The organism is Micromonospora sp. C31 (assembly GCF_018070575.1).
Classification (GTDB): Bacteria; Actinomycetota; Actinomycetes; order Mycobacteriales; family Micromonosporaceae; genus Micromonospora.
On record NZ_JAGPXN010000020.1, the window covers coordinates 108050 to 130453 of the forward strand.

The 22404-nt window shown below is 74.7% G+C and carries 19 protein-coding genes; 9 read left to right on the top strand and 10 right to left on the bottom strand.

All coding sequences use genetic code 11. The annotated features are described in order from the left end of the window. Positions 1-74: 74 nt before the first annotated feature. Complete coding sequence (locus KBX06_RS23215; RefSeq protein ID WP_210838578.1) at positions 75-2414, top strand: TIM-barrel domain-containing protein; 2340 nt, start codon at positions 75-77, stop codon at positions 2412-2414. Between the two features lie 13 nt (positions 2415-2427). Here the strand turns inward: KBX06_RS23215 and KBX06_RS23220 are convergent, their stop codons facing one another. The 3 genes from KBX06_RS23220 to KBX06_RS23230 are packed head-to-tail and all read right to left on the bottom strand — an operon-like array spanning position 2428 to position 6058. Next, positions 2428-3378, bottom strand: coding sequence for a carbohydrate ABC transporter permease (locus tag KBX06_RS23220; RefSeq protein ID WP_210838580.1), 951 nt, complete (start codon positions 3376-3378; stop codon positions 2428-2430). Then, positions 3375-4394 carry a sugar ABC transporter permease gene (locus KBX06_RS23225; RefSeq protein ID WP_210838582.1) on the bottom strand — a complete coding sequence of 340 codons (1020 nt, stop codon included), beginning with the start codon at positions 4392-4394 and terminating at the stop codon, positions 3375-3377. Before KBX06_RS23225 ends, KBX06_RS23220 begins: the two co-directional genes overlap by 4 nt. After that, the gene (locus KBX06_RS23230; RefSeq protein ID WP_210838584.1) at positions 4391-6058 is read right to left on the bottom strand and encodes an extracellular solute-binding protein; all 1668 of its coding nucleotides are present in this window, start codon (positions 6056-6058) and stop codon (positions 4391-4393) included. Before KBX06_RS23230 ends, KBX06_RS23225 begins: the two co-directional genes overlap by 4 nt. A 192-nt stretch (positions 6059-6250) precedes the next feature. On the opposite strand from KBX06_RS23230, the gene KBX06_RS23235 reads away from it, so the two are divergent. The 4 genes from KBX06_RS23235 (at position 6251) to KBX06_RS23250 (ending at position 13430) form a co-directional block, all read left to right on the top strand. After that, entirely contained in the window at positions 6251-7471 is a 1221-nt protein-coding gene (locus tag KBX06_RS23235; RefSeq protein ID WP_307854734.1) for an ROK family transcriptional regulator, read from the top strand. A gap of 231 nt (positions 7472-7702) precedes the next feature. Continuing rightward, entirely contained in the window at positions 7703-10156 is a 2454-nt protein-coding gene (locus tag KBX06_RS23240; RefSeq protein WP_210838586.1) for a glycoside hydrolase family 3 C-terminal domain-containing protein, read from the top strand. Further along, positions 10153-11211: a LacI family DNA-binding transcriptional regulator gene (locus KBX06_RS23245; protein WP_210838588.1), complete on the top strand. Its 1059-nt coding sequence runs from the start codon at positions 10153-10155 to the stop codon at positions 11209-11211. The genes KBX06_RS23240 and KBX06_RS23245 overlap by 4 nt, the downstream gene beginning before the upstream one ends. Next, on the top strand, positions 11208-13430 hold the full coding sequence (locus KBX06_RS23250; protein ID WP_210838590.1) for a glycoside hydrolase N-terminal domain-containing protein: 2223 nt from the start codon (positions 11208-11210) through the stop codon (positions 13428-13430). The genes KBX06_RS23245 and KBX06_RS23250 overlap by 4 nt, the downstream gene beginning before the upstream one ends. A 58-nt stretch (positions 13431-13488) precedes the next feature. Here KBX06_RS23250 and KBX06_RS23255 read toward each other — a convergent pair whose 3' ends face one another. The 4 genes from KBX06_RS23255 to KBX06_RS23270 form a co-directional block, all read right to left on the bottom strand. Then, positions 13489-13998, bottom strand: coding sequence for an NUDIX domain-containing protein (locus KBX06_RS23255; protein WP_210838592.1), 510 nt, complete (start codon positions 13996-13998; stop codon positions 13489-13491). A 10-nt stretch (positions 13999-14008) separates the two neighbouring features. Beyond that, a complete protein-coding gene (locus KBX06_RS23260) occupies positions 14009-14860 on the bottom strand; it encodes an SDR family oxidoreductase (protein ID WP_210838593.1) in 852 nt (283 codons plus the stop codon). Beyond that, positions 14857-16182 carry an NAD(P)/FAD-dependent oxidoreductase gene (locus KBX06_RS23265; RefSeq protein ID WP_210838595.1) on the bottom strand — a complete coding sequence of 442 codons (1326 nt, stop codon included), beginning with the start codon at positions 16180-16182 and terminating at the stop codon, positions 14857-14859. The genes KBX06_RS23260 and KBX06_RS23265 overlap by 4 nt, the downstream gene beginning before the upstream one ends. 61 nt (positions 16183-16243) lie before the next feature. Further along, the gene (locus tag KBX06_RS23270; RefSeq protein ID WP_305798309.1) at positions 16244-16894 is read right to left on the bottom strand and encodes a TetR/AcrR family transcriptional regulator; all 651 of its coding nucleotides are present in this window, start codon (positions 16892-16894) and stop codon (positions 16244-16246) included. Between the two features lie 70 nt (positions 16895-16964). On the opposite strand from KBX06_RS23270, the gene KBX06_RS23275 reads away from it, so the two are divergent. Further along, on the top strand, positions 16965-18311 hold the full coding sequence (locus KBX06_RS23275) for an MFS transporter (RefSeq protein WP_210838597.1): 1347 nt from the start codon (positions 16965-16967) through the stop codon (positions 18309-18311). 47 nt (positions 18312-18358) lie between these two features. Beyond that, positions 18359-19495: a hypothetical protein gene (locus KBX06_RS23280; RefSeq protein ID WP_210838599.1), complete on the top strand. Its 1137-nt coding sequence runs from the start codon at positions 18359-18361 to the stop codon at positions 19493-19495. 162 nt (positions 19496-19657) lie between these two features. Here the strand turns inward: KBX06_RS23280 and KBX06_RS23285 are convergent, their stop codons facing one another. From KBX06_RS23285 to KBX06_RS23295, 3 genes are read right to left on the bottom strand one after another with little or no spacing between them, the layout of a single operon-like run. Beyond that, entirely contained in the window at positions 19658-20080 is a 423-nt protein-coding gene (locus KBX06_RS23285) for a hypothetical protein (RefSeq protein WP_210838601.1), read from the bottom strand. A 12-nt stretch (positions 20081-20092) separates the two neighbouring features. After that, positions 20093-20338: a hypothetical protein gene (locus KBX06_RS23290; protein WP_247686491.1), complete on the bottom strand. Its 246-nt coding sequence runs from the start codon at positions 20336-20338 to the stop codon at positions 20093-20095. A gap of 11 nt (positions 20339-20349) precedes the next feature. Further along, positions 20350-20874, bottom strand: a complete 525-nt coding sequence (locus tag KBX06_RS23295) for a DUF2089 domain-containing protein (protein WP_307854735.1) — start codon at positions 20872-20874, stop codon at positions 20350-20352. Positions 20875-21099: 225 nt separating this feature from the next. On the opposite strand from KBX06_RS23295, the gene KBX06_RS23300 reads away from it, so the two are divergent. Together KBX06_RS23300 and KBX06_RS23305 are read left to right on the top strand one after the other, a co-directional pair. Further along, on the top strand, positions 21100-21690 hold the full coding sequence (locus tag KBX06_RS23300) for a pyridoxamine 5'-phosphate oxidase family protein (protein WP_210838604.1): 591 nt from the start codon (positions 21100-21102) through the stop codon (positions 21688-21690). Between the two features lie 311 nt (positions 21691-22001). Continuing rightward, entirely contained in the window at positions 22002-22343 is a 342-nt protein-coding gene (locus KBX06_RS23305) for an RNA polymerase-binding protein RbpA (protein WP_007460094.1), read from the top strand. The last annotated feature ends 61 nt before the right edge of the window (positions 22344-22404 follow it).

Here is a 22404-nt window from a genome sequence, read left to right on the forward strand (position 1 = left end):
GGCACTCGTTGACAGTTAGTTGGGAAGGCAAAGAAACTGGCGGGGCCGTGGGAACCAGCCTGGAGGAGACGCCGATGCCCTACCGACCGCCGTTGGTCCCGTACGAGACCTTCGTGGCCGACCCACCCGACCTGCCGGTGCGGGGCCCCGGCGAGGACGGGGCCGCCCTCGTCGGCCGGGCCGAGGTCGTCGCGACCGACCCGCACGGGGTGACGTTCAAGGCCGCCCTCTCCGACGGCGCGAGCACGGTGGTGCGCGTCGACGCCGCCGGTGCGGGCGTGATCCGCGTACGCCTGTCCGACGACCCGCAGGCGCGCAGTCGCAGCGCCCGGGCGCTGTCGCTGGTGCACCCCGGCGAGCATCCCGCCACCGTGACCGTCGACGCCGGCCACGTACGCGTCGACGCCGGCGCCGTGGTCGCCGAGATCCGGCTCGACCCGTGGCACCTGCGCTTCCTCGGCCCGGACGGGCGGCTGCTGCTGGAACAGGACCCGGGCACCCGGGACATCAGCGGCCGGCGACGCACCCTGCCGTTCGGCCGCTCCACCCTCGACGGCGCGCCCGTCGCCTGGCACGAGAGCTTCGTCGCCCCCGGCGACGAACGCTTCGTCGGCTTCGGCGAGAAGTTCACCCCGCTGGACAAGCGGGGGCAGCGGGCACTGATGTGGAACTTCGACGCCTTCGGCGGCGAGTCCGAGCGCTCCCACAAGAACGTGCCGTTCTACCTGTCCGACCGGGGCTACGGCGTGCTGGTCGACAGCGGGCTGCCGGTGCAGTTCGACGTCTGCCAGTCCACCCACAGCTGCGTGCAGATCCTGGTCCCCGACGACCTGCTCGACTACTACGTGCTGGCCGGCCCCACACCGGCCGAGGTGCTCGACCGCTTCGACCGGCTCACCGGCCGGCCGTACCTGCCGCCGAAGTGGGCGTTCGGCGCCTGGGTCTCCTCCGGCTTCTTCCCCGACTCGCAGGAACGCGTCCTCGAACGCGCGCGACTGCTGCGCGAGCGCGGCATCCCCTGCGACGTGCTGCACCTTGACTGCTACTGGCAGGTCGCCGGACGCTGGTCGGACCTGCGGTGGGACGACGAGGCGTTCCCCGACCCCCCGGCGATGCTGTGCACCCTCGCCGGGCAGGGCTTCCGGGTCTGCCTCTGGATGAACCCGTACCTGATGACCGGCAGCCCGCTCTACGCCGCGGCGGCCGAGGCCGGCTACTTCCTGCGCCGCGCCGACGGCAGCCCGTACGTCGCCGACGTCTGGCACGGCAGCCACCCGGCCAGCGCCATCGTGGACTTCACCAACCCGGCCGCCGTCGAGTGGTTCACCGGGCTGCTGCGGCCCCTGCTGGAGCAGGGCGTGGCGGTGTTCAAGACCGACTTCGCCGAGGGCGTGCCCGTCGACGCCGTCGCCCACAACGGGATGACCGGCGTCGAGCTGCACAACGTGTACGCGCTGCTGTTCAACGACGTCGTCGCCCGGGTAACCGAGGAGGTGACCGGGCACCGCACGGTGTGGGCCCGCTCGTCGTACCTGGGCGGGCAGCGGCACAGCGCCCAGTGGAGCGGCGACGTCAACGCCACCTGGCCGGGGCTGGCCAGCACCCTGCGCGGCGGGCTGTCGCACGGGCTGTCCGGCGTGCCGTTCTGGAGCCACGACACGGGCGGCTTCCACGGCACCCCGACGCCGCAGCTCTACGTGCGCTGGACCCAGTTCGGCGCGCTGTCGCCGCTGGTGCGTCTGCACGGCACCACCAGCAGGCTGCCGTGGGACTTCCCCGCCGAGGCCGAACGCGACGCGGTGGCCGCCCTGCGGCTGCGCTACCGCCTGATGCCGTACCTGTGGTCGGCGGCGGTGCGCTCGGCGGCCGGCGGTGCGCCGATGATGCGCGCGCTGCTGGTCGACACCCCCGACGACCCGACGGCCTGGACCACCGACCTTCAGTACCGCCTCGGCACCGACCTGCTGGTCGCGCCCGTCACGGACCCGTCCGGGCGGCGCGACGTCTACCTGCCGGCGGGTGACGACTGGATCGACGCCGCAACCGGCGAGCGGCATCCCGGCGGGCGGCACCTGCGGGTGTACGTGCCGGCGCACCGGCTGCCGCTCTACGTCCGCCACGGTGCGCTCGTGCCGGTGGTCGCACCCGGCGACACGGTCGGCGACGGCCCGTTTCGCGACGTGACCCTGGTGAGCTGGGGCGCCGTCGACGCCCGCACGGTGCTGCACGACGTCGACGGCGACACGGTCGTGGCGGCCGTACGCGACGGCGACACCCTGCGGGTGGACACCGACGGGCCGCTGCGGGTGACGAACGTCAGCGTCGCCGGCGCGGACGCCCCGACCCGGCTGCTGCTCAACGGCGAACCGGTGGCCCCGGCGCCCTTCGACGCCTGGTTGCCCGACCCGGCCTGACGCGTCGCGGCGCTCAGCCCTTCACCGCGCCGGTGATGACGCCCTTGGTGAAGTGCCGCTGCACGAACGGGTAGACGATCAGCGCGGGGATCACGGTCACCACCACCACCGCCATCTTCACCGCCAGCGTCGGTGGGTACGCGGTGACGCCGGGCAGGCTGACCGCCGCGCCGGACACGTTCGGCGACTGCCCGGCGAGGATGTAGCTCTGCAACACCCGCTGGATCGGGAACTTGTCGTTGTCGTCGATGTAGAGCACCGCGTTGAAGTACGCGTTCCAGTAGCCGACGGCGTAGAAGAGGCCGACGACGGCGATCACCGCCTTGGACAGCGGCAGCACGATGCGCGCCAGGACGTGGAACTCCCCGGCGCCGTCGATGCGGGCGCTGTCGAGCAGCTCACCGGGCACGTTCATGAAGAACGCCCGGATGACCACCAGGTTGAAAACGCTGATCGCGCTGGGCAGGATCAGCGACCAGATGCTGTCCTTGAGCCCGAGGCCGGTGACCACGAGGTAGCTGGGCACCAGACCGGGGAAGATCAGGAAGGTCAGCAGGAAGAAGAAGAGCAGTCCCCGGTGCCCCACGGACCCGGGCCGCGACAGCCCGTACGCGGCCAGCACGGTGAGCACGAGGCTGACCGTGGTGCCGAGCACCGTGACGAGGGTGCTGATCCACACCGCCCGGGTGATCTGGCCGCCGCTGAAGATGGTGACGTACGCCGACGGGTCGATCTCACGGGGCACCATCACCATCCCGCCGGCGGTGTCGATCGTGTCCCGCGAGGCGAGGCTGGTCACCAGCACCGCCCACAGCGGCACGAGCACGGCCGCGACGAGCAGCGTGAGCACGACGCCCTTGGCCACGGTGCCCGCCGCCGTGGGCGGTTCCTCCCAGGCGGCTCGCCGGGACCGCCGCCGCCGCGCGTCGAGGTTCGGGCCGGTGCCACTGAGCTGCGCGGTCATGATTTCGCGTACACCCCCTGCTCGCCGAGGCGGTGCGCCACCTTGTTGGCGGTGAGGATGAGGACCAGCCCGACCACGGCCTTGAACAGCCCGGCGGCGGCGCCGAGGCCCCACTGCTGGGTGCTGATGGCCTGGTGGTAGACGAACGTGTCCAGTACCTCCGCGGCCTCCCGGCCGACCGCCTCGCGTTGCAGGATGAACTGTTCGAAGCCGACCGACAGCGCGTCGCCGAGGCGCATGATGAGCAGCAGCACGATCACCGGGCGCAGGCCGGGCAGGGTGATGTGCCACAGCCGCCGCCACCGGCCGGCCCCGTCGGCCGCCGCCGCTTCGTACAGGTTGGGGTCGATCGCGGCGAGCGCGGCCAGGAAGACGATGGCACCCCAACCGATGTCCTTCCACACCGCCTCGGCGGTGACCAGCACGATGAACGTGTCGGGGTTGGTCATGACGTCGAACGGCCGCATGCCGGCCTCGCGCATCTCCTGGGCCAGCAGCCCGGCCCCGCCGAGCATCTGCACGAAGAACGTGACGACCAGGACCCAGCTGAAGAAGTGCGGCAGGTAGACCACGCTCTGCACGAAGCCACGCAGCCGCGCGGAGACCAGGCTGTTGAGCAGGACGGCCAGCAGGATCGGCAGCGGGAAGAAGAAGACGAGCTGGAACGCGGTGATGGTCAGGGTGTTGCGCACCGCGTCCCAGAACAGCGGGTCACCGAAGAGCGCCTCGAAGTTGCCGAAGCCGATCCACTCGCTGTGCCAGAACGCCTCGACGGGGTCGTCGCCGACGAACGGGTTGTAGTCCTGGAAGGCGATGACGTTGCCCAGCGTCGGCAGGTAGTGGAAGACCAGCAGCAGCGCCGCGGCCGGCGCCGTCATGGCCAGCAGCGGCCAGTCGCGGCGCAGCCGGTCGCGCCGCCGACGTCGGACCCGCACGGGCGGGGTGCGGCCGGCGGACGGGTCCTGGCCGGTGGCCGCCGGCGCGTCGACCGCGCCGGCGGTGACCGGGGCGCTCATCGGCCGTTGTCGGCGAGCGCCTTCTCGTGGAACGCGCGCCCCTCCTCGCCGCCGGCGGCGAGGAACTCCTTGCGGACCTGCGCCAGGTCGCCGACGGGGCGTCGGCCCCGCAGGATGTCGCGGATCTTGTCGTCGGTCGGCTGGATGATCTTCGACCAGTTGGCCGGCAGTTCCAGCTTGATGCCGGCGAAGAGGTCCTTCTCCATGAGGGCGATGTTCTTCTGGTAGTAGCCCAGGTAGTCGCGTACGTAGTCGGGGGTGTCCCCGCTGCGCACCTTGACCGGGACCCGGCCGCCGATGTGGGTGTACTGCGCCCCCAGCTCCTTGCGGCCCAGCTCGGTGGGGACGGGGCTGCCGTCGGCCGAGCGGGTGAAGTGCCGGCCCTCCACGCCGTACTCGCGCAGCTCGAACTCCCGGCTGCCGAAGGGCGCGGCGCACCAGTTGAGCACCCGCAGCAGCTCGTCGACGCGCTCGGCGCCCAGGCCCTTGCGGACGAAGGTGTAGAACACCGGCTTCTCGCTGCCCCAGATGACCGGCTGCGCCCCGGCGGCGCCGAAGACCGGCAGCGGCTGCATGTCGAAGCTGGGCAGCTCCTTCACCCGCTCGCCCTGCATGCCCTGCCAGGCGCCCAGGCCGTCCTGGTACATGAGGATCTTGCCGGCCTTGAACAGTTGCTTCTCGTCGGCGCCCTTGCTGGCCACGGTGTCGGGGTGCACCAGGCCGTCGGCGAACAGCTTGGCGGTGAACTCCAGGGCGGCCGCGAAGGCCGGGTTCTCGAACTTGTGCTCCAGGCCGCCGTCGGGCTTCCTTCGCCAGGTCTGCTGGCAGCCGAAGAACTGTTGCACCATCTCGAAGACGCTGCCGAAGGCCCACACGCCCTTGGCGGGATCGGTGACCTGACGGCCGAGCTCGTGCAGTTCCTCGGGCGACTTCGGCGCCGTCAGGCCGGCGCGGGCGAGCAGGTCGGCGCGGTGGAACAGGGCGTACGCGAACGGCCCGTCGGTCGGGAACGGCACGGCGTACAGCCGTCCGCCCCACACCGAGTACTCCCAGGCGCCGGTGGGCAGCGCGGCCAGGTAGGGGTACTTCGCGGCGGCGTCGCCCTTGAGGTGCTCGGTGAGGTCCTCGAAGAGCGCCCTGACCGCGTCGGAGAACCGGGCGACCTTGTCGACCTCCCAGTTGGGGGCGCTGAGCAGCTCCGGCACGTCGCGGGCCCCGAGCATGGCGTTGAGCTTGTCGGCGTACGTGGTGCCGTCCTGCAGACTCGGGTCCACCTCGACGCCCAGCCTGGCGTTGACGGCCGCGAGGTAGGAGTTGCGGCCCACCGTCGGCGGGGCGGGGCCCCACCACGGGCTCATCGTGCGGATCGGCGGGCCACCCCGGCCGGGCTGCTCGGTGACCGCGTCGACGAGGGTACGGGGGTAGCTGAGATAGCCGTCGGGGATCGGCCCCTCGCCGGGGATGTCCGGCTTGAGTAGCTCGGCCGGCTTGTGGGTGGGCAGCACCGAGCGGATGGCGTCGGCCTTGGTGGCGCTGCCCCTGCTGCCGGCCTCCTTGCTGCAACCGGCCAGGGTTGTGGCGCCCACCGTCGCGGCGGCGCCGAGGCCGAGCAGGCGGAGCAGGGACCGGCGGTCGGTGGATGCGCCCGGCGGGGACGGCTGCACGGCGCACTCCCTTCGTCTTCGGTGGCGGTGTCGCGGACCGCGCGGATCGGTCTAGAATTAGTTGGGGTTCTAACCGAACAAACTAATCGACGGTGATCCGTCCCACAAGACAGCGACCCCCGCGACGTACGCGATGATGGGGCGCCCGGCACCACCGGAATCGCGCACCGTCGCCCAGGGAGCGGACAGATCGTGATCAGCAGCCACAACGAACCGCGGCCGAGCGACCTCGGCGACGTCCGGACAGCCAACCGCGCCCTGGTGCTGCGCCACGTACGCCGGCACGCCCCCTGCTCCCGGGCCGACATCGCGGCGCACACCGGGTTGAACAAGGCCACCGTGTCCAGCCTGGTCGGCGAGCTGATCGAGCGGCGGCTGCTGCGCGAGACCGGGCTGACCGAGAACCGGGTCGGCCGCCCCGCGACGATGCTCGTCCTCGACGGCGCCGCGTACGCGGCCCTGGGCATGCAGATCGGCGCCGACGAGCTGGTGGTGGTCGCCATCGACCTGGCCGGCACCCGGCTGCTCACCTGGCGCCGCGCCTTCGCCGCGCCGGCGTCCTCGCCCGCCGAGACCATCCGGGCGCTGGCGGCCCTGGCCCGACGGGCGATCACCCGGCTTACCGGGCAGGGCCGCCAGGTCCTCGGCCTCGCCGTGGGCGTGCCCGGCCTCGTCGGCCCCGACGGCGCCGTCCCCCGGGCCACCGCGCTGGGCTGGCGGGACGTCGCCCTCGCCGGCGACCTGCGCGCCGCGCTGCGCGAGCCGGACCTCACCGTCGACGTCGACACCGACGCCAACCTCGCCGTCCTCGCCGAGCACCGCCACGGCGCGTACGCCGGAGCCGCCCACCTCGTGCATCTCACCGGCGGGGCCTCGGTCGGCGCGGGGATCGTCGCCGACGGCCGGCTGCTGCGCGGCGGACGGGGGTTCGCCGGCGAGGTCGGGCACCTGACGCTCGACCCGGCCGGTCCCGGCTGCGCGTGCGGGCGGCGCGGCTGCCTGAACGCGTACGCCGGGCTGCCTGCGGTGGTCGGTCGCCTCCTGCCCGACACGCAGCAGGACGGACCGGTCACCGACTTCCTGCCGGAGATCGAGCGGATCCAGGCGCTGGCCCGCCAGGGCGACCCCACCGTCCTGGCCGGACTGGCCGACGTCGGCTGCCACCTCGGGCACGCCGCTTCCGTCCTGGCCAACCTGCTCAACCCGCAGGCCGTCGTCCTCGGCGGGCACTTCACGGCCCTGGCGCCCTGGCTGCTGCCGGCGGCCCGCGCGGAGTTGGCCGCCCGCACCCACGCCCCGGCCGCCGGCGGCTGCCTGCTCGACGCCTCCACCCTGGACTCGTCCGCCACCGCGCTCGGCGGCGCCACCGCCGCGCTCGCCACCGTCGAGTCGGGGCGGCTGCCCGCGGCGTGATCCGGAGGGCCACCGGGCCTTGACCGCCACCGGGCCGGGGTGCCAACCTCGAACCGCCGCCTCGTGGTTCGGGCACCCGGGCGGCATGTCTCGGGCAGTCGTCGAAGCGCTTCACCGCTTCCGGGCCGGCGACCGCCACCTCCCTCACACGGCGATGCCGCTCGCGCCACCGTTCGTCGAAGCGCTTCGACACAGGCGTCGGGTGGACCCACGGAAGGCGACCCCGACCCCATGACCCACCACTGCGCCCCCGCCCCGGAAGCCCTCGTCGACGACCTGCTGGGCCGGCTCACCCTGCCGGAGAAGCTCGGCCTGCTGCACCAGTGGCAGGCACCCGTGCCCCGGCTCGGCCTGCCCCCGTTCCGCACCGGCACCGAGGCGCTGCACGGAGTGGCGTGGCTCGGCGAGGCCACCGTCTTCCCGCAGACGCTCGGGCTCGCCAGCAGCTGGAACCCCGAGCTGGTCCGGGCCGTCGGCGCCGCCGTCGGCGACGAGGTCCGCGCCAAGCACCACGCCGACCCCGAGCGGGTCGGCCTCAACGTCTGGGCGCCCGTGGTCAACCCGCTGCGCGACCCCCGCTGGGGACGCAACGAGGAGGGCTGGTCCGAGGACCCGTGGCTGACCGGCCGGCTCGCCACCGCCTACGCCGAGGGACTGCGCGGCGAGCACCCCGACCGGCTGCGCACGGCGCCGACCGTCAAGCACTTCCTCGGCTACAACAACGAGACCGACCGGGCCACCACGTCCAGCGACCTGTCCCCCCGGGTGCTGCACGAGTACGAGCTGCCCGCCTTCCGCGCCCCGCTGGCCGCCGGCGCGGCCGTGGCCGTGATGGCCTCCTACAACCTGGTCAACGGGGTGCCGGCACACCTGAGCCCGCTCATCGCCGACGAGCTGCGCCGCTGGGCGCCCGGGGAGCTGATGGTGGTCGGCGACGCCGGCGCGGTGACCAACATCGCCGGGGTCCAGGGCCACCTGCCCGAGCACGTCGACGGCTACGCCGCCGCCCTGCGCGCCGGCATCGACAGCTTCACCGAGGACGACGCCGACAGCGCCCCGACCGTCGCGCGGCTGACAGCGGCGCTGAACCGGGGGCTGATCGCCGTGTCCGACGTGGACCGCGCCGTGCGGCGGATCCTCACCGTCCGGGTCCGCCTCGGCGACCTGGACCCGCCGGGCGACGACCCCTTCGCCGGCGTCGCGCCGGACACCGTCGACCGCCCCGCGCACCGGGACCTGGCCCGGGAGGCCGCCCGCCAGTCGATCGTGCTGCTGCGCAACGACGGGCTGCTCCCGCTCACCGCCCCGGGGCTGCGGGTGGCCGTGCTCGGCCCGCTGGCCGACGCCGTGCACACCGACTGGTACAGCGGCACCCCGCCGTACACGGTCACCGCGTACCAGGGGCTCGTCGGGCGGCTGGCCGCGGTCAGCACCCACCCCGGCGTCGACCGGATCGCGCTGCGTGTCGGCGAGCGGTACGTCGGCTGCCCGGACACCGGCGACGGCGGCGCGCTGACCGTCGGCGCCGACGCCGCCGCGTTCGACGTCTTCGACTGGGGACGCGACGTGGTGGCGCTGCGCGCCGTGGGCAACGGCCGCCACGTCGGAGCCGACGAGGCCGGCGCGCTCGCCAACGACCGCCCGGGGCCGGGCGGCTGGGTGGTCCGGGAGACCTTCCGCTTGCACGACGGGCCCGGCGGCACGGTGCTGCTGCACCACCTCGCCTCCGGCCGGTACGTCGCCGTCGACGCGCACGGGCGGCTCAACGCCGACGCCCCGACGCCGGGCGACGCGACCCGGTTCACGGTGGACCTGCTGGCCGACGGGGCCGCCCAGGCCGCCGCCCTGGCCGCCGACGCCGACGTGGCGGTGGTGGTGCTGGGCAACCACCCGATGGTCAACGGCCGCGAGACCGAGGACCGCGTCGACCTGGCCCTGCCCACCGGGCAGGAGGCGCTGCTGCGGGCCGTGCACGCCGCCAACCCGCGCACCGTGCTGGTGGTGACCAGCAGCTACCCGTACGCGCTCGGGCAGGTCGGCACGCGCCTGCCGGCGGTGCTGTGGTGCGCGCACGGCGGCCAGGAGCACGGCACCGCGCTGGGCGACGTGCTGGTGGGCGACGCCGAACCCGGCGGCCGGCTCACCCAGACCTGGTACGCCGACGCCGCCGAGCTGCCCGACCTGCTCGACTACGACGTGATCGGCTCCGACGCCACCTACCTGTACCACCGGGGCGACCCGCTGTACCCGTTCGGCCACGGGCTCAGCTACACCCGCTTCGACTACGCCGGCCTGCGGTTGAGCGCCACCGAAGCCACCGTGGGCGAAGAGGTCGAGGTGAGCGTCGAGGTCACCAACGCCGGCGACCGTCCCGGCGAGGAGGTCGTGCAGCTCTACACCCGCCAGCGCCGCTCCCGCGTCAAGCAGCCGCTGCGCCAGCTGCGCGACTTCGCCCGGATCAGCCTCGCACCCGGGCAGCGGCAGGTGGTCCGGCTGCGGCTGCGTACCGCCGAGCTGAGCTGGTGGGACGAGACCCGGGGCCGCCGCGTCGTGGAGGACGCCACCCACACCGTCCTGGTCGGACGTTGCGCGCGCGACGTGCGGCTGGTCGGCGCCCTCACCGTACGCGGCGACGAGACGCCCGACGGGCGGACGGCCGTGCCGGCGTCGGGGCGGGCGCGGTGAGCGGGTCGCGTGGGCGCCCGTCGCCCGAGCAGCCCACCATCGCCGACGTCGCCCGGCACGCCGGGGTCGCGGTGAGCACCGTGTCGTACGTGCTCAGCGGCAAGCGCGCCATCTCCGAGGTCACCCGCAACCGGGTGCTGGCCAGCATCCGGCTGCTCGGCTACCACCCGCACGCCGGCGCGCGGGCCCTGGCCAGCCGCCGGGCCAACGTGATCGCGCTGGTCCTGCCGCTGCGCGCCGGCATGCAGGTGCCCGTGGTGATGCAGTTCGCCATGGCCGTGGTCACCACCGCCCGCCGCTTCGACCACGACGTGCTGCTGGTCACCTCCGACGAGGGGCCCGCCGGCCTGCGGCGCGTCGCCGCCACCGCCCTGGTCGACGGCGTGCTGGTCATGGACGTGGAGCTGGACGATGCCCGGGTGCCGCTGCTGCGGGAGCTGGCCCGACCCGGCGTGCTCATCGGCCTGCCCGCCGACGCCACCGGCCTGACCTGCGTGGACCTGGACTTCCACCGTGCCGGCTGGGCGTGCGTGGCGCATCTGGCCGGGCTGGGGCACCGGCGCGTCGCGCTGCTCGGCGCGCCCGCCGCCGTCTACGACCGGGGCACGGGTTTCGCGCACCGCACCCGCGCCGGCGTGGTGGAGGCCGCCGCCGGGCACGGCGTCGACGCGGTGACACTGCCCTGCGAGGAGAGCGCGGTGGCCGTCCGCCGCACCCTCACCGACCTGCTGGAGCGCCATCCCGACGTGTCGGGCCTGATCGTGCAGAACGAGGCCGCCGTGGATCCGGTGCTGGCCACGCTGCCCACCCTGGGCCGGCGGGTGCCGCGCGACGTGTCGGTGGTCGCCGTCTGCCCGGACCGCTTCGCCGAGCAGGCACACCCGATGCTCACCGCCGTGCCGGTGCCCGCCGAGGAGATCGGCACGCGGGCCGTGTCGCTGCTCATGGGCAAACTCGACGGCGAGGCGGTGCCGGAGGTCACCCTGCTGCCGCCCCGGCTGACGGTACGCGACAGCACCGCCGCCCCCGCCGCGACGGCGAAGGCCGACCGGTGACCGGCGGGCCGCCGCCGGCCGCGCACCGCATCGTCGACACCGCCCCCGCCGGGCGCTGGGAGGACGCGTTCCTCTCCGGCAACGGCGAGGCCGGGATCATGGTGTACGGCCGGCCGCACGCCGAGCACATCATCGTCAACCACCACCGTTTCGTGCTGCCCAACGGCACCCGCGACGCCCGGCCGCCCGAGCTGGCCGCCCTGCTGCCCCGCGTCCGTGCGCTGATCCTCGCCGGTCGGCGCGCCGAGGCCAGCCGGCTGCTCGCCGGCGACGGGGTGCTGCGCTGGACGCAGTCGTTCCACCCCGGCTTCGCCCTCACCGTCGACGCCGTTGCGCCCGGCCCGGTCGACGACTACCGGCGGCGCACCGAGTTCACCACCGGCGAGGTCGTCGTCGAGTGGGCCGACGGGCGGCGGCGCTCGTTCGTCTCGCGCGCCGACGCGCTGGTGGTCACCCACGTCGACGCGGGCGCCTGCGAGGTGGGCGTCACCGGGGACCTGCCCGGCCGGCCGGCGTCGGTGCGCTACACCGTCGCCGCGTACCGCCGGGATGATCTGGTGTTCCTGCGGGTGCGGGGCCGCTACCCCGACGCGGGCGGCGCGTACGGCTTCGAGGGGCTCACCCTGCTGCGCGGCGACGTGGCGGTCGTCGGCGACCGGGTGGTGGTGCGCGGCCCGGCGCTGCTGATGACGGTGCTCGACCGGCCCGACGCGCCGCCGTGGCGCACCGGCGACCTGGCGCAGCGGCTGGCCGCCCACGCCGACGACGACTACGACAGCCTGCTGGCCCGGCACGTGGCGCTGCACGGCCGCGCCTACCGGCGGGTGAGCCTGGACCTGGCAGTGCCAGCGGCGCAGCGGGAACTGCCCGTGGGTGAGCTGATCGCGGCGCAGGACGCCGACCCGGGCACGCTCCAGCCGGCCCTGCTGGAGCGGTTGTTCCACGCCGGGCGGTACCTGCTGCTCAGCTCCAGCGGGGTGCTGCCGCCCCGGCTGACCGGACTGTGGCTCGGCTCGTGGGACGCCGCCTGGGCCGGTGACTTCACCACCGACGCCAACCTGAACCTGCAACTGGCCGGCGCGAACGTGGGCGCCCTGCCGGAGGTCGCCGCCGCCCACGCCAACCTGGTGCGCGGGCAGGTCGACGACTGGCGGCGCAACGCGCGGGCGATCTACGGCGCCCGGGGCCTGCTGGCGCCCAGCCGCACCGACGGCGAGCACGGCCACCTGTTCCACCTGCACGCCGACTGGCCGTTCGCGGCGTGGCTGCCCGGCGCGCACTGGCTGCTGCACCCGCTGTACGAGCACCACCTGGTCACCGGCGCGCCCCTCGGGGAGGTCGCCGGCTGGCTGGTGGAGGTGGCGGACTTCTTCGCGGATCTGCTGACGGTCACCGACGAGGCGGGCACCGTGGTGGTCGTGCCGTCGTACTCGGCGGAGACCGGCCCGTACGACGAGCGGGGGCGGGCCGTGCACGTGGCGGTCAACGCCACGATGGACATCGCCGCCGCCCGGCACGCCCTGCGTACCGCCGCCGAGGTCAGCGGCGTCGACCGGTGGGCGGGGCTGCTTCGGCGGCTGCCCGCGTACCGGGTGGACGGGCGCGGCGCGTTGGCGGAGTGGGCGTGGCCCGGCTACCACGGCAACGACGACCACCGGCACGTCAGCCACCTCTACCCCGTGTGGCCGCTGGACGAGATCGACCCGGACGACACCCCCGAGCTGGCGCGGGCCGCGCACCGGGCGCTGAGCCTGCGCGGCGACGAGAACCTGTCGGCGCACGGCAGCCTGCACCGGGCGCTGGCCGCCGCCCGCCTGCACGACGGCGCCCTGACCCGGGCGAACCTGTTGAAGATCCTCGGCAACGACATGTTCTTCCGGTCGCTGATGAGCGCGCACAACCCGGGCCTGGTGACGTACAACGCCGACGCCGCGCACGCCCTGCCGGCGGTGCTGATCGAGTCGCTGGTGCAGTCCCGCCCGGGGCTGCTGCGGCTGCTGCCGGCCGTGCTTCCGGGCCTGGGCGCCGGGGTGCTGCGCGGGGTGGCGTGCCGGGGCCGGGTCGGCGTCGAGGAGCTGTCCTGGTCGCCGGGGCGGGTGCGGGCCCGCCTGCTCTCCCCCGTCGCGCAGCGGCTGAGGGTGCGCAGCCCGTACGGGCAGCGGGAGATGGACCTGGTGGCGGCGACGCCGCTCGAGGTGGTCTTCGCCGCCCGGGATTGACGGGCCGTCGGCGTCGGGGCCTCGGGTGGGCTCGGGGCCGGACGCGCGCGTCGGGCGCTCAGAGCGCGTCGGGGCGGCCGAGCGCCGGATGCCGCTCGCCGGGGCCGGCGTGCCACACGGGGGCGTCCTCGCGCAGCGCGGTGTCGATGCGCAGCCGCGCCCACTCGTTGACCTCCGGCAGGTCGGCCGGGTCGAAGAAGGCCACCTCCGTGGACTCGTCGTCGTTGACGCGCGGCTCGCCACCCACCGCCCGGCAGCGGAACCACACGTTCAGGTACTCGCACACGTCGCCGTTGGGGTAGACGACGGGGTGGGTGGCGACGCCGGCGACCCCGTCGATACGTACGTGCACGCCGGTCTCCTCGTACACCTCCCGCACGACGGCGTCGGCGGGTTGCTCACCGGGGTCGATGAGGCCGGCGGGCACCGACCAGCCGCCGTTGTCGGCACGCCGGGCCAGCAGCACCCGTCCGGCGTCGTCCCGCACGACCGCGCTGACGCCGGGCAGCAGGAGCAGGCCGCGCCCGACGTGGGCGCGCAGCCGGGCGACGTACGGGGAGATGGCCACGTCGGCCACGCTAGCCGGTGCCGGCGCGGTGGCGGCGCCGCATCCCGGCGGCCAGCGGCGCGGCGTCCAGGTCCCCGGCGGCGATCCGGGCGGCGACGGTACGGCGCACGAGCCGGTCGGCCAGCGCCGGCGCGTGCCGGGCGAGGGCCAGTTCCAGGCGCCCGCGCCCGGTGGTGGCCACGTCCCGGGGTGCGCGCCGGGCGGTCGCGGCGCGCAGGATCGCCGCGACGACCCCCTGCACGGGTTCCGGGCGGGACACCCCCCGCAGGGACAGGCCGGCGTCGGCGGTGCTGTCGTGGATCGGCGAGGCGACCATGCTCGGGTAGACGACGCTCACCCCGACGTGGGTGCCCACCTCGTGGCGCAGCGCGTCGGCATAGGCGACCAGGGCCCGCTTGCTGACCCCGTAAGCGGCGGCCAGGGGCAGCGGCAGCAGCGCCATCCGGCTGGCGACGAAGACCACCCGGCCGCGAGCGGCCTCCAGGGCGGGCAGCGCGGCGGCGGTGGTCCGCCACGCGGCGAGCAGGTTCACCTCCAACTGCTGACGCACCACCTCGCCCGGTGGCAGCTCGGCCGGGGCGGGGCCGCCGACGCCGGCGTTGTTGACCAGCAGGTCCAGCCCGCCGAGCCGGTCCACGGCGGCGGCGACCGTCGGCGCCACGGCGGCCGGGTCGGTCAGGTCGCAGCCGAGCACCGGCACGCCGCCGACGGCGCCCGGACGGCCCTCGACGTCGACGCTGCCCGGCTGGCGGTCGATGCCCACCACGCGCGCCCCGGCGGCGGTGAACGCGGCGCACAACTGCCGGCCGAAGGTGCCGCTGGCCCCGGTGACCAGCACCCGGCGACCCTCCAACGCGCTCACGCCGTGGCTCCGGTGGCGCGGGCGCGGCGGGCGCCGGCCGCGAGTTCCCGCCTGAGTTCGACCAGGTACGCGTCGAAGTCCACCCGCATGGCGGGCCGGCGCTGCCCCCACCGGGCGGTGGCGGCGCGCAGCTCGGCCCGGCAGGCGGCGTGCCGCGCCTGCGCCCCGGGCAGTGCGTAGCGGCCGGACAGCTGCGCCGCGACCAGCCTGGCCTGCGCCTCGACCAGCGGGAACGCGGCGCCGGTGGACTGCATCAGCCCGACGAACGCCAGGCCGGGCGCGTCGAGGTGGAACACGTGCCGGTACAGCGCCAGGGTGTCCGCCCCGCCGCCGAGCAGTGCGGGGTCGAGGAACGGGATCTCCACCCGGTAGCCGGTGCACCAGATCACCAGGTCGACCTCGTCGACGCGGCCGTCGGTGAAGGTGACGCGCTCGCCGTCGAAGCCGGCGATGCCGGGGCGGGGCTCGATCTCGCCGTGGGTCAGCCGGGAAAGCAGCCCGTCGGAGAGCGTCGGGTGGTCCTGCAGGAAACCGTGTTCGGGCGCGGGCAGGCCGTAGCGGGTGGGTGGGCCGACGGTCGCGGTGAGCAGCCGCTGGGTGATGCGCTGGCGCAGCCGCCACGGCAACCGCCGGGCCAGGGCGCCGTTGAGGGTGTCCGACGGGCGGCCCAGGAGGTGTTTCGGCACCACCCAGACGCCCCGGCGCAACGACAGCAGGGTACGCCGGGCCGCGTACGAGGCGTCCACGGCGATGTCCATCGCGGAGTTGCCGCCGCCGACGACCAGGACCCGCCGGCCGGCGAGCTGTTCGGGCCCCCGGTAGGCGTGGCTGTGCAGTTGCGTGGCGGTGCAGTCGCCCGGGATCGCGGGGGTGGGCGGTTTCGGCACCCGGTTGTGGCCGTTGGCGACGACGACGGCGTCGACGGTGACCTCGACGCCGCCGTCGGGCCCGTCGGCGTGCACCGTCCACCGGCCGTCGTCGGTGCGCACGACCCGGTCGACGGTGTGCCGCAGCCGCACCGCGTCGGGCAGCCCGAACCGCTCGGCGTAGTCGGTGAGCCAGCCGGCGACGCGGGCGTGGTCGGGGTAGTCCGGCCAGTGCGCCGGCATCGGGTGGTCGGCGAACTGGGTGCGCGCCTTGCTGGTGTTCAGGTGCAGGGTCCGGTACGCGGGCGAGCCGGGCGCCCCGTACACCCAGAGGCCGCCGACCCGGTCGGCCGCCTCGAAGCCGACGGCGGGCACGCCGACGTCGGCGAGGGCCTTGAGGGTGGCCAGTCCGGCCGCGCCCGCGCCGATGACCGCCACGCCCGGCTGCGCACCCATCGTCGGCTCCTCCCCGTTAATCCAACGTCTGTTGGATAATGGACCCGGTGCGGGCGGCACGTCAAGGCGTCGCCGGCCCGTACAACCCGTCGAGGAGACGGTGCACGAAGGCCCGGAACTCCCGCCGCTGGCGCGCCTGCGGGCCCCCGCCGGCGGCCAGCGCCACCACGTGCCCGTGCACCGCCCACACCAGGCTGCGCACCGTCACGTGCGGCGCCGGCTCGACCAGCGCGCCGGCCGCCGCGGCGGCGGTGAGCAGGTCGGCGACGAGCCGGTACAGCGGGGCGGCGTAGCGCTCGTCGAGCTCGGCGTGCCGCTGCGGCTCCAGCCAGCGACGCAGCCACAACGCGGTGGTCTCGGGCCGGTCCTCCAGGAAGTCCACGAACACGTCCACCAGGTCGTGCAGCGCCCGCCGGACCTCGGCCGGCCCGCTGTCGAGCGCCTGCCGGGCACGCCCCGCCGCCGCCTCGAGCACGTCGCGCTCGGCGGCGAATACCCGGGCGAAGCAGGCGTCGTAGAGCTGCGCCTTCGTACCCGTGTGGTGCGAGACCGTGGCGACGTCCACGCCGGCCGCCGCCGCGACCTCCCGCAGCCCGACGGCGTCGAAGCCGCGCCGGGCGAACAGCGCGGTCGCGGCGGCGAGCACCACCTCCCGGGTGGGACGGGTCTCCTCGCGGCGGGGCCGCCCGGGTCGGCGGCGGGGCATGGTCATGGCCGCCATTCTGCCCCTACAATCCAGCATCCGTTGGATTGCGGGCGGCGAGCCCGCCGAGGAGGCCGCCATGACCGGGCTCGACCAGCAGCAGGCCGGCACCGACACCACCACCCTGCCCCGCGGGCCGCTGCTCGGCTTCGCCGCCGGCTCCCTCGGCATGGGCGTCTGGGTGACCGTCCCCGGCCTGCTGCTGCTCTACTTCCTCACCGACGTCCTCGCCGTCGCCCCCTGGCTCGCCGGCCTGGCGCTGCTGCTGCCGAAGGTCGCCGACGTGCTGCTGCACCCGTGGATCGGGCACCGCTGCGACGTCGAGCAGGCACGCCGGGGCGACCGGCGTCGGCTGCTGCTGATCGGCTGCGCCCTGCCGCTCGCCTTCGCCACCCTGTTCGCCGTGCCCGGCGGCCTCACCGGCGCGCCGGCCGCCGCCTGGGTGGCGCTCGCCTTCGTCGCCGGCAACCTGCTCTTCGCCGCCTACCAGGTCCCCTACCTGGCCACCCCCGCCGACCTGCGGATCGGCTACCACGAGCGGACCCGCCTGATGGCGTTCCGGATGGTGGTGCTGACCCTCGGCATCCTCGTCTCCGGGCTGCTGGCACCGCTGCTGGCCGGCGGGCAGGACGCCACCCGGGGCGGCTACCAACGCATGGGCGTGCTGCTGGCCGTCGGGATGCTGGCCGCCATGCTGGTCGGGGTGGCCGGGATCAGCCGACTGCGCCGCGCCGCCGCCGCGACGGGCGCACCGCACGGCGGCGGCTGGCGAGGGCTCGCCGTGGCGCTGCGCGACCGGCAGTTCCGGTGGCTGGTCGCCGCGTACCTGGCCATGTCCACGACCACCCACCTGGTGCTGGCCGGCGTGCCCTACTACGCCGAGTACGAGCTGGGCCGCCCCGGGCTGACCACCGTGCTGGTCGCGGCCTTCGTCGCCCCGGCACTGCTGGTCACCCCGGCCTGGCTGGCGCTGGCCCGCCGGCTCGGCAAGCAGCGGGCGCTGCTGGGCGCCCAGAGCGCCTTCGCGGCCGGCTCGCTGGTGCTCGCCGTCGGCCGCCCGGCGGGGCTGCCGGTGCTGGTGGCCGCCGTGGCGGTGCTCGGCGTCGCGTTCGCCGGCATGCAACTGCTGCCGTTCTCGATGGTGCCCGACGTCATCCGTGCCGGCGGCGGCGCCGCCGGCACGTACACCGGGGTCTGGACCGCCACCGAGGCCACCGGCGCGGCGCTGGGCCCGTGGGCGTACTCGCTGTGCCTGGCGGCAGGCGGGTTCGTCGCCTCCACCGCCGGGGCCGGCGTCACGCAGCCCGACGGCGCGCTGGACGCGATCCGCTGGGGCTTCGGGCTGCTGCCCGCGGCGGCGATGCTCGTCGCGCTGCTGCTGCAACGCCGCTACACCCTGGACCGTACGGCCCGCACGGCCGCCTGAGCGGCCGGGGGCCGGACCGGTCGGACCGGCAGTAGACTGCGCCCTCGATGGACGCCGAGCCCACCCCCGCCGAGACCCGCCCCTGCGCCCACTGCGGACGCCAGGTGCCGCAGCGCGTCGGCGCGGGCCGGCCGTTCCGCTACTGCCGCGACAACGACGGCGCCTGCCAGCGGGCCTCACGCAACAGCCGGATGCGGCACCGCAACGCCCCCGGCCTGCCCGGTCAGGTGGCCCGCACCTGGGAGGCGGTGGACCGGCTGGAGCAGGTCGCGGAGACCCTCGCCGACGCCCTGCACGCCGAGCTGTCCCCGGTCGGGGTGGAACGCCAGCTCGCGCAGGCCCGCGCCGACGCCGCGACGCAGGTCGCCGCCGCCCAGACCGAACGCGACGAGGCCCGCCGCGACGCCGAGGACGCCGCCGCGACCGCCGTGCGGGCCCGCGAGGAGGCCCGGTCCGCCGCCGCCGAGCGCGACGCCGCCCACGAAGAGGCCCGACGGGCCGCCGAGCGGGCCACCGCGGCGGTCGAGCGCGCCGACCGGGCGGAGGCCGCCCGCGACGACGCCCGCCGGCAGGCCAGCGCCGCGGAGGCACTGCGCACCCAGGCCGAACGCGACCGCGACACGGCCCGCCACGAGCTGCGCGCGCTGCGCGTCGAGGTCGACGTCGAGCGGCGCCGCGCCGCCGAACTCACCGCCGAGCGCGACGCGGCCCGGGCCGACGCCGACCGGGCGACGCGCGCCGCCACCGAGGCCCTCGACCGCGCGCAGCGCCTGCACGCCGAAGCCGAACAGGCCCGCGAGCATGCCGAGCAGGCCCGCGCCGAGGCCGCCGCCGCCCGCACGACCGCCGCCCAGGCCGACACGGCCCGGCAGCATGCCGAGTCGACCCGCCGCGACGCCGAGGCCGCCCGGCAGCGCGCCGAGGCGACCGCCGAGCAGGCCCGCGCCCAGCTGGCCGACCTCGCCGGCCGGCACGACACGCTGCGCGCCGACCTGGCCGCCGCCCGCGAGGCCGCGAGCGCCGCCGAGGGCCGCGTCGACGACCTGGCCGTACGGCTGCGCGCCGCCGAGACCGACCGCGACGAGGCGCAGCGGCGTACGGCGCAACTCGCCGACCAGGTCAGCCACCTCGCCGCGGCCCTGGCCAACCTCGGCGCCCCCGGCCCCGCCCGGCAGGGCACCTGAGCGGCCCGGACGGAGCCCGGGAGAGCCTTCGCGGTCCCGGTGTCGATGTCGACCCCGGCGGCTGCGCGGCTAGACTTCAGATTTCGCAGCTCTGCGGTAGCGGACGCGGCCTCGGGAGGGTGTTCCCGCACCCTTGCGAGGGTCCGTCCACCTGGACGGCGCCTACTCGCAGAAGACACGCACCTTGGCATCAGGCTGGTCGACCTCCACGGTCATCTCGTCGAGGTGCTCCACGAGCGCCTCGAGCTGTTCGGGTTTGAGCTGCGTCAGGTCGAACGGCACGCCCGATTTGTTCAGGCCGGCGTTGGCCTCGCCCAGGGCCTGCGGCGGGATCAGGGCCGCCAGCCGTACGCCGGCGCGCAACAGTTGCAGCGGCACCCGCACGTTGACCCGCCCCGGCTCGCCGTTCTCGACGGTGTCCACCACCACCCGCAGGTACTTCGCCCTGTTCTTCGGCCGGGTGCCGAGGCTCGACGCCCCCGGCGGCTGGTCCCGTTCGAGCGCGGCGATGAGCTGCTCGGCCTCTTCCGCGGTGATCTTGCCCTCGGCGAGCATGTCGAGGATGTCCTTGCGTTGTTCGTTCATCGGAACCTCTCCCTATCGGATGGTGACGAGCACAGCCGTACGGCGCTGCTCGACGTCGACCCGGGTGCCGGGCAACGCGCAGACGACGCGCCAGCCGGTGCCGAGTGCGCGCACCACACTGACGCGGTACGCCAGGCACGCCACGGCCGCCACCAGCACGGCCAGCAGCACGACCGGTGAGCACACGAGCAGGACGGGCAGCATGGGGATCCAGATCCGGATGGGACGACCGTCCGGGCGTTGGACCCGTACGGTCATCGACTGCGGCATCACGTGCGGCTCTCCAGTTCGGACACTGCCTGCTGCGCGGTGATCTCGCCGCGGCGCAGCCGATCGATGACGTCTGCCCGCGACGGCGCCGGATCGGTCTCGACGAAGTCGAGCATTTGCATGATCCGGTTCAGTCGTGACTTGACCGTCGGGTAGCTCACCCCGAAGATCCGCTCCATTTCCTTGATGGAGCCGTGGCACCGCACGAACGCCGTGACGAAGACCTGGTCCTCGGCGTTGAGCTGAGCCAGCTGCGGTAGTTCGAACTCGCCCTCGATCGCGACGCCGCTGCCCGTCAGGCGTACCCGCTCGACGACGAACGGCTGGCCCCGGGTCAGGTTGGTCAGTTCCTGCCAGTCCATCGCCTGCTCTGTCATACCCCAAGTTCTACCTGCCGTATCTTTAACTTTCAAGAGGCCGATCTTAATTTTCTTAATATTTGGCTTTGCTTGGGTCAGTTGCTGATCGGTCCTCCCGCTCCACCGCCCACCGCCCTCGCCGTCCCCGCCCGACAGAACGCCCACCGGCCTCCGCGTTGCTGGCAGATCGCGGCTGGCGCTGTGCACCCCGCCCTGGTGGCTTCGGCCACCCCCCGACCGGCGGGCACGCCGACAGAGCCGGGCAGCGCCGGCCCCGGCCGGCTGCCCTTCCTCTCCGACAGCGCCCGCCTGCGCGTCGCCGCGTCCACACGTTGAGCACCGGCACCGCCCGGGGCGACAGGGCGGGCCGCCGCCGGACATGATGCCGGGGTGGGAAAGACACATGAGCGCATCGAGGGCCGCCTGCGCACCTTCATCGAGAACCAGCCGCTGTTCTTCACCGCCACGGCCCCCCTGTCGGGCGACGGCACCATCAACCTGTCCCCCAAGGGGCTACGCGGCTCGTGGGCGGTCCTCGACACACACACCGTGGCCTACCTGGACTTCGCGGGCAGCAACGCCGAGACGATCGCGCACCTGCGGGAGAACGGCCGGATCACACTCATGTGGTGCGCGTTCGACGGGCCACCGAACATCGTGCGGGTGCACGGGCGCGGCGAGCCCGTGTTCCGCGACGATCCCCGCTGGACGCAGCTCATGGGGCACTTCCCGGACATCGACCCCGGCCTGCACGGTCTGCGGGCGATCATCGTCGTACGCGCCGAGCTGATCCGCGACACCTGCGGCTACGCGGTGCCGTTCATGTCGTACGACGCCGACCGCGACCTGCACGGCCGGCGCTTCGCCCGCGAGGACGACGCGTCGCTGAGCGACTACTTCGCCGGCAAGGACCACGTGGCCCGCAGCATCGACGGGCTGCCGGGTCTGCCGCTGCCACTGCCACCGACCCCGGCGACCTGAGCCGGCCGCCAGCGTCCCGACGTCTCGACGGTGCGGCCACTGCCGCCGCGTCCGCGGGTGACGACGAGCCTCTTGCGGCGCCCGGCGCGTCACCGGCCACCGCGACCTGCGCCGCGCCGGGGCGGCTACCATCGCCGTTGGCACATCGAGACACTCCACCCGCCCGACCCGGCCCGGGGCGACCCCGCCGGTCGGCTGGCGTGGCCGGCTACCCTTGTGCAGGCCCGCCCGGGCGTCCGGGCGGGAATGGCCCGGCGGGAACGGACCGTTACACCGAGTAGACCAGCACCACGAGCGAGGGGAAGTCGATCATGGGCGAGCGTATGCTGCGTGGCAGCCGTCTGGGCGCGGTCAGCTACGAATCCGACCGCAACACGGAGCTCGCGCCGCGGCAGACCCGCGAGTACCTCTGCGCCAAGGGCCACCAGTTCGAGGTCCCGTTCGCCGTCGACGCCGAGGTCCCCACCACCTGGGAATGCAAGTTCGACGGCAGCGTGGCCCGGCTGGTCGACGGCAACGAGCCGGAGCAGAAGAAGGCCAAGCCGCCGCGCACCCACTGGGACATGCTGCTGGAGCGGCGCTCCATCGCCGAGTTGGAGGACATCCTCGCCGAGCGGCTGCAGGAGGTCCGCACCCGCCGCGGCCGCGCCTGAACCACACCGGACACGTCGGCGCCCCCGCAGCATCCCCGTCCGGGGGGCCGACCGGTGCGCC